This is a genomic window from Mesorhizobium sp. M7A.F.Ca.MR.362.00.0.0, from assembly GCF_004023175.1.
Taxonomy (GTDB): domain Bacteria; phylum Pseudomonadota; class Alphaproteobacteria; order Rhizobiales; family Rhizobiaceae; genus Mesorhizobium.
Map to the genome: position 1 here is coordinate 1 of NZ_RZTF01000311.1, position 1,186 is coordinate 1,186.

A 1,186-nucleotide genomic window follows, 5' to 3' on the forward strand; every position below is an offset into this window, starting at 1 on the left:
CCATGGAAACACGGTGCCGGTTAATGGCCGGCGGGGGCGACCCCAGGGAAAGTGCCACAGAAAGCAAACCGCCACGATCCGGCTTGCCGGATTCGGGGTAAGGGTGAAAGGGTGGGGTAAGAGCCCACCGCGCGACTGGCAACAGGAGCGGCACGGTAAACCCCACCGGGAGCAAGACCGAATAGGGACGGTGCGAGGGGAAACCCTCGAGGGCTGTTTCCGGCTCACCGTCCGGGTAGGTTGCGTGAGGCGCATGGCAACATGCGCCCAAGATGAATGGTCGCCACGTTCTCGCCCCGCAAGGGGCGAGGGCCATACAGAACCCGGCTTACAGGCCAGCTGGCAACTCTCTCCCCCGATATCAAGAGAAGTCTCTTGAATTCAGCAGGTTGCGCCCTCGGGCGCGCCTGTTGATTCAAGCCTGCCCGGCCGTTCATCCGTGCGAGCGAGAGTCGGCCATTGCTTGAAACCGGTGCGATTAAATCGTACCATGATCGGGAATGGTACCGGGAGCTTCTCATGGGACAGGTCGACAAACGCAGCATCACGCTGTCGCCGGAACTGGCGCAGGCGGTGGATGATGTCGTCGCCGCCGGCGAATATGCCTCCGCCAGCGAAGTGATCCGAGATGCGCTGCGGCAATGGAAGGATCGGCGCGATCTCTTCGGCTATACGCTCGATGAGTTGCGCAAGCTGGTGCAGGAAGGGATAGACAGCGGGCCGGGACGATTTGCGTCGATGGATGAAATCAAGGCCGAGGCGCGGAGGCGCTTGCGATCTGACGACGCAGCATGAATTCGCTATTCATCGTCCGGAACGCGCGCGCAGAAGACGATTTGATCGCGATCTGGCTTCATGTTGCACGCGATAGCGAGGTCGCAGCGGATAGGTTGCTCGATCGCATCGAGGCACGGTGGCAGCAACTGGAGACCTATCCCTTCTCCGTCCGCCGCGCGATGACATCGCGCCCGGCATCCGTCATCTGCTCGTTGGCGACTATCTCACCTTGTATCGTGTAGGTGACGACGCGATCGAGATCATTCGTGTACTGCACGGCCATCGCAACATAGAAGCCGACGATCTCGGCCCGTGATCGGTCCGGTCAGCCGCCGATCTTGTCCAGCGACGTCTCGATTGCCTTCCAGAGCTCTTCCACCGGCTCGCAGCCGACCGAGAGGCGAACGAA

Annotated in this window: 1 protein-coding gene, 1 other RNA gene and 1 pseudogene; all 3 read left to right on the plus strand. The window is 61.4% G+C overall.

What is annotated here, in order from left to right; genetic code table 11:
• An RNA gene (rnpB, locus tag EOC06_RS27925) (RNase P RNA component class A) lies at window positions 1-347 on the plus strand; the annotation flags it as partial.
• Between the two features lie 172 nt (window positions 348-519).
• The gene (locus EOC06_RS27930) at window positions 520-795 is read left to right on the plus strand and encodes a type II toxin-antitoxin system ParD family antitoxin (protein ID WP_027034949.1); all 276 of its coding nucleotides are present in this window, start codon (window positions 520-522) and stop codon (window positions 793-795) included.
• Window positions 792-1,093: pseudogene (locus tag EOC06_RS27935) on the plus strand (type II toxin-antitoxin system RelE/ParE family toxin). The gene EOC06_RS27930 and the pseudogene EOC06_RS27935 overlap by 4 nt, the downstream one beginning before the upstream one ends.
• Window positions 1,094-1,186 lie beyond the last annotated feature (93 nt).